Below are 5,079 nucleotides of genomic sequence, written 5' to 3' on the forward strand. Positions count from 1 at the left end.
CCGTCGGCGGCGCGGGCCGCGGCGGTAACCATCGCGTTGCCAAGGGTTGTGGTCGGGGTGATCGCAACCCGGGGGCAACACGCGCTCGCGGGTGCCGCGCGCGGTCACGGTCCGATTCGTGCGGAATTCCGTCCTTTTTTACGGACCGATGATGCTCGCGCGCGAATCTCCGCCTAGCATGCCAGGAATGCGCCATGATCGATTGCCCGACGGCTTCGGGGTACGGATCGATCCACGGGTACGCGCATACTCCGGGGGACGCATCCTGGTCGGCGGTTCGCCCGCCCGGTTGCTGCGACTTGCCCCGGAGGCCGCCGAGATGATCGGCGACGGGTACCTCGAGGTCGACGGTCCCAAGTCGGCGGTCGTTGCCAGACGGCTGCTCGACTCCGGTGTCGCCAATCCGCGGCCGCGGTTGCTGCCCTCGCCCGACGACGTCACCGTCATCGTGCCGCTGTACAACAACGCCGAGGGGCTGGCCCGGTTGCTCGCGGCGCTGCGCGGCCACCACGTGATCGTCGTCGACGACGGATCCGATCAACCGGTCCGCGTGCCGGAGGGCCACGGCAGCCGCTGCCGGGTCACCGTGCTGCGCCACGACCGCCCGCAGGGGCCGTCGGCGGCGCGCAACGCCGGGTTGCGGGCGGCGACAACCGAATTCGTGGCCTTCCTGGACTCCGACGTGGTGCCGCGCAGCGGCTGGCTCGAGGTCATGCTCGGTCACTTCAGCGATCCGGAGGTGGCGCTGGTGGCGCCGCGCATCGTGGCGCTGGACCCGGAGTCCAACGCGCTGGCGCGCTACGAGCACACCCGCTCGTCGCTGGATCTGGGCAGGCGCGAGGCGGCCGTCACCTCGCGCGGCATGGTGTCCTACGTGCCCAGCGCGGCGCTGCTGGTGCGGCGGCAGGCGATGCTCGCCGAGGGCGGCTTCGACGAGACCATGCGCGTGGCCGAGGACGTCGACCTGTGCTGGCGGCTGGAGCGCTCGGGCTGGCGGCTGCGCTACGAGCCGGCCGCGCACGTCGCGCACGACCACCGCGTTTCGTTCACCTCCTGGTTCGGCCGAAAGGTGTTCTACGGCACCGGCGCGGCCCCGCTGGGCGATCGCCACGGCAAGGAGAAGGTGTCGCCGCTGTCGGTGCCGTCGTGGACGGTGCTGGCCGCGGTTCTGTTCGCCACGCTCACCCGGTGGGGATTCCTCGGCGCGCTCGTTACGCTCGCGACGGCGCTGACGCGGCTGCGGCGGGTGTTCGCGGAACTGGACAACCCCACCCGGGTGGCCGCGATCTATCTGGCGCGCGGCTTCTTCGCGGGACTGTGGCGGCTGGCTTCGGCGATGTGCAGGCACTATTGGCCGATCACGGTGCTGGCCATGGTCGCGTCGCGGCGCATCCGTCATATCGCGGTGACGATGGCGGTGGCCGACGGTCTGGCCGACTGGTTCACCCATCGCGACGCGGGCGGGCTCGACCCGTTCCGCTACATCGCCTACAAGCGGCTCGACGACATCGCCTACGGCACCGGGCTGTGGGTCGGCGCGTTCCGCGCGCGCAGCCTCGAGTCGCTCAAACCCACGGCGCCGCCGCAATGATCGCCGCGCGCTGATCTCTTCCCGCCGCCGCGCGTGGCGGCGCAGTCAGGAGCGAGTTCGGATGGTCCACACCTTGATCGTGGGTGGTGGCACCGCGGGGTGCGTCCTGGCGGCCCGGCTCAGCGCGGACCCCGCGCACACCGTCCGGGTGCTCGAAGCCGGGCCGGGCGTCGTCCCGCCGGAGCTGCGCGACGCGAGCCGGATGCCGATCGGCCCGGACTCGCCGTGGTTGTGGCGCTACCCCGCGACGCTGGCCGACGGCCCCGAGGTGACGGCGGAACTGGTGCGCGGCAGGGTGATCGGCGGTTCCAGCTCGGTCAACGGCAGTTACTTCGTGCGCGCGCCCGCCGCCGATTTCGCGGCGTGGACGAAGGAACTCGGCGGCGACGAGTCGTGGTCGTTCGACGCGGTCCTGCCCGCCTATCGCGCGCTGGAGCGCGATGCGGACTACGGCGCGGCGCCCGGTCACGGCGCGGACGGCCCGATCCCGGTGTGCCGCACCGCCGATCCGGCACCGGTGAGCCGCGCGTTCGCGGCGGCCGCCCGCGACGCCGGGTTCGCCGAACTGCCCGACCTCAACGCGTTGCCGGGCTCGGGTCCCGCCGACGGCGTGGGGCCGGTGCCCTGCAATGTGGCCGACGGCGAACGGGTCGGCACGGCGACGGCGTACCTGGCGCCGGTGCTGTCGCGGCCGAACCTCACCGTGGACGGCGGAATCCTGGTGACGCGCATCCTCTTCCGCGGTGACCGCGCGATCGGCGTCGAATACCGCCGCGGAACCGCGGCGTCGTCGGCGTGGGCGGACCGGATCGTGCTGTGCGCGGGCGCGATCGAATCGGCGGCGTTGCTGTTGCGTTCGGGGGTCGGGCCCGCCGCCGACCTGGCCGCGCTCGGCATCCCGGTCGTGCGCGACGCGCCGGTGGGGCAGTGGTGTACCGATCACCCGGAGATCGGCGTGGCCTACCGCCCCGGCCCACAGCTACCGCCCCGGGCAACCGTTCCGCTGGAGTTCGCGCTCACCGTCGGCGGGGTGGAGATCCGCCCCTACACGGTGTCGTTCGCCCCTCCCGAGTACCGGATGGGGGTTGCCCTCATGCGCCCGCGCGGCAGCGGCGCGCTCCGGTTGCGCGTGGCCGATCCGGACCGCCCGCCCGCGATAACTCAGCACTGGCTGGCCGAACGCGACGATCGCGAAACGCTGCGCGCGGGCGTCTCGGTGGCGCTCGACGTGCTCGCCCGCATGCCGGGTACGCTGCCCCTACGCGCCGACCCGGACACCCCGTGGCTGCGTGCGAATCTTTCCATCTCGCAACATCTCTCGGGTAGCTGCCGGATGGGCACGGCGGACGATCCGCGCGCCGTGGTGGATGCCCGTCTCGGCGTGCGCGGCCTGACCGGGCTGTCCGTCGCCGATCTGTCGGTGGTGCCGGTGCCGCTGGGGCGCGGGCCGCAGGCGAGCGTGGTGATGATTGCCGAACGTGCCGCGAGGTACCTCACACCATGAAGTGAAAGACGCGTGGGTCACAAAACGGCGAGGAACGCACCGGGTGTGAGCTGGCGGACAAAGAAGAGCATCCGTCATTGCCTGGGGATACGCGCCGGTACAGTTTGGGGCGGGAAAGAAAGGCAAATGGTCAGCAATCTCGCAGGTGGGCGGCCGTCACGGCAGAGCATCGAGCCGGGCACGCAACTCGGCGCCCTGGAAGCCTATGCCGCGCAAGCACACGGATATCTTAGCGCCGGTGGCGAACAACTGTCGCAGCTGGCCGGTTTGCTGCGCCCGCTGGTGCTGGAGTCGTGGATGCGCAGCCTGCGCGGCGGCGTGGACCCCATGGACGTGCTCAGCGAACGCGGTCTGCGCGGCACCGATCTGCAGCGCTACCGCGACGCCCATCCCATCGCGGCGCTCATGCCGCTCATCGACAAACTGCTCGTCCAGGACGCGGCGGCGACCGGTCTCATCGTGGTGGTCGCCGACCAGTTCGGCCGCGTGCTCTCGGTGCACGGCAAACCGGAACAGGTCACCGCGGCCGCCGAGATCGGTTTGCGCGCCGGTGACGATCTGAGCGAACGCCGCGTCGGTACCAATGCCGTCGGGCTGGTGGTGCGCACCGGGCGCGCCACCTGGATTCACGGTCCCGAACATTTCCTGCACCGCATGCACCAGATCACCGGCGCCGCCGCGCCCGTGCACGATCCGGACGGCCGGTTGGTCGGCGTGCTGATGATCGCGGGCGGCGTGCGGGTGGCCAGGCCCGAGATCCTGGCGCTGGTGAAGGCCACCGCCACCGCGGCCGAGATGGATCTGGTGCTGAGCGCGATGCGGTCGGCCCAGCACGGCGGCGCGGGGCGGGCCCGGCCGGAGCCGGCGGTGAGCGCCGAATCGCGCGGGCTCGGTCTGGACGTGCTCGGGCTCGGCCAGCCGCAGTTGACCATCGCGGGCGACCGGGTGCCGCTGTCGCAGCGGCACGCCGAGATCCTGCTGTTGCTCGCCGAACATCCCGAGGGTCTCGGCGCCGATCATCTGGCGCTGCTGCTCGACGACACCGATCTGGACAACGGCACCATCCGCGCGGCCATGTCGCGCTTGCGGTCGGTGGTGGGCCCGACCGTATTCGGTTCGCGCCCATACAAGTTGCGCGTCCATGTCGCAACCGATGTGGAGGCGTTGCGGGCCGCTTTGGATTCCGGTGATGTCGATTCCGCATTACGGCTTTATGCCGGACCGGTATTACCGCGTTCGGCCGCGCCGGGCGTCATAGATATTCGCGACGAACTGCGCGTGCGGTTGCGCACCGCGGTGCTCGGCTCGGGCGAGGCGGCCGTGTTGCGCCGGTGGACGGCGGGCGCGGAGGGGCGCGACGACGCCGCCGCGTGGGCCGCCTACCGGGCGACGGTGGACCGGGACTCCCCGCTGTATGCGCAGATCGAGGCCAAGATCCGGGTGCTCGACCGGCGCCTGGGCGCCGATGCAACGCGGATGCAACGTTTCGGCTCATAGTCTGCACATCCGAAAGTGCGATAGCTCACATTCGTGACCCCTGGGCGGTCGCGCGCACGAATCTGCTCGGAGTTTGCTGTGGCCCGAGAGCGACCAGGTCGAACGTCCAGAACTTTTTAGCTGAAATCGTTCCTTTTTATTATCGAACCGCCTAGTGTTCGCAATGCGCGGGTGACATCCGTGTGATCTAGGAAACATCGCCGGGATCGAGGACCGAGGTCCCGGCAGTGACGTTGGAGGCACGATCAAGAGTTAGGCAGTACCGGGGCGCCAGTGGTGTCCGCCGCGGCGGTGGCCCACGGCCACCGATCCGTCTCACCGAATCTGTTGGATCTCGCGCGGGTGACGTCGTCACCGTCCGCGCTCATGCCGAATCGCCGAGGGCGCCGAAGCCGGGCATCCGGGTCGACCGACCCATCTGCTGCGGCCCGATCGTTGCTGCCCGAAAGCCGTTCGGACGGTTGTTGTTTCGCCGAAGGAGGCTCTG

The 5,079-nt window shown here is 70.7% G+C and carries 3 protein-coding genes; all 3 read left to right on the forward strand.

The genetic code is table 11. The features are described 5' to 3' along the window. Positions 1-187 precede the first annotated feature (187 nt). The 3 genes from mftF (at position 188) to DFR74_RS17090 (ending at position 4,592) form a co-directional block, all read left to right on the forward strand. Complete coding sequence (mftF, locus tag DFR74_RS17080; RefSeq protein ID WP_067514409.1) at positions 188-1,591, forward strand: mycofactocin biosynthesis glycosyltransferase MftF; 1,404 nt, start codon at positions 188-190, stop codon at positions 1,589-1,591. A 61-nt stretch (positions 1,592-1,652) separates the two neighbouring features. After that, positions 1,653-3,095, forward strand: coding sequence for a mycofactocin dehydrogenase MftG (gene mftG / locus DFR74_RS17085; RefSeq protein WP_067514411.1), 1,443 nt, complete (start codon positions 1,653-1,655; stop codon positions 3,093-3,095). 126 nt (positions 3,096-3,221) lie between these two features. Continuing rightward, positions 3,222-4,592, forward strand: a complete 1,371-nt coding sequence (locus tag DFR74_RS17090) for a GAF domain-containing protein (protein WP_067514413.1) — start codon at positions 3,222-3,224, stop codon at positions 4,590-4,592. The last annotated feature ends 487 nt before the right edge of the window (positions 4,593-5,079 follow it).

It is taken from the genome of Nocardia puris (assembly GCF_003315035.1).
Lineage (GTDB): Bacteria > Actinomycetota > Actinomycetes > Mycobacteriales > Mycobacteriaceae > Nocardia > Nocardia puris.